Source organism: Collinsella sp. LCP19S3_D5 (genome assembly GCF_052121415.1).
Lineage (GTDB): Bacteria > Actinomycetota > Coriobacteriia > Coriobacteriales > Coriobacteriaceae > Collinsella.
Genome location: NZ_JBQKEH010000040.1, coordinates 1 through 772 on the forward strand (window position 1 = coordinate 1; position 772 = coordinate 772).

At 57.8% G+C, this 772-nt stretch carries 2 rRNA genes; both read right to left on the reverse strand.

From position 1 onward, the window contains the following. Nucleotides 1-274 (reverse strand): 23S ribosomal RNA (locus ACTQXO_RS08730); the annotation flags it as partial. A 397-nt stretch (nt 275-671) separates the two neighbouring features. Then, a 16S ribosomal RNA gene (locus tag ACTQXO_RS08735) occupies nt 672-772 on the reverse strand; the annotation flags it as partial.

Here is a 772-nt window from a genome sequence, read left to right on the forward strand (position 1 = left end):
GGCCATCGGTCCCCTTTCGCTCGCCGCTACTCGGGGAGTCTCGAGATTGATTTCCTCTCCTCCGGGTACTTAGATGTTTCAGTTCCCCGGGTTGTCCTCCCCCCGCCTATGTGTTCAGCGGGGGGATATCCGTACCTCTACGGATGGGTTCGCCCATTCGGAGACCCCCGGGTCGAAGGATGTGTGCTCCTCGCCGGGGATTATCGCAGCTTGCCGCGTCCTTCATCGGCTCCCTGTGCCAAGGCATCCGCCGTGCGCCCGTGGTATCTTGCGGGACCGCTCCGGGCCCGCGGGATATCCACGTGTCGCTAAAGTTAATTAATCGATATCATGAATAGCGCTCATGTCGCAATTCGGGTATCTCATACCGCGGCACAGCGTGTTCCACTGTGCTCGCGATCAGATGCTCCTCACTCATCAATGAGTGAATTCCTCTTGTTTGGATCGGATGAATGATTGCTATCATTCTCTGTTTAGATCGCAGAAAAGAATCGAGTCTGGAAGAGGATACTCTTCCATCTCTCTCCTATCGCTATGCGGCTCTCAAGGTACGCGGGTGCGACCCCGGGGACCGGGTGCTGCGGGGACGTATCCGGGCCAGACATCCACCGGACGGGCTCCTGCCCTCCATTCGAGTTAAAGTTTGTCTCTCTAAGAATTGATCTCCCTAGAAAGGAGGTGATCCAGCCGCACCTTCCGGTACGGCTACCTTGTTACGACTTCACCCCCCTCACCCTCCACACCTTCGGCGCCTCCCCCCTCTCGGTTGGGC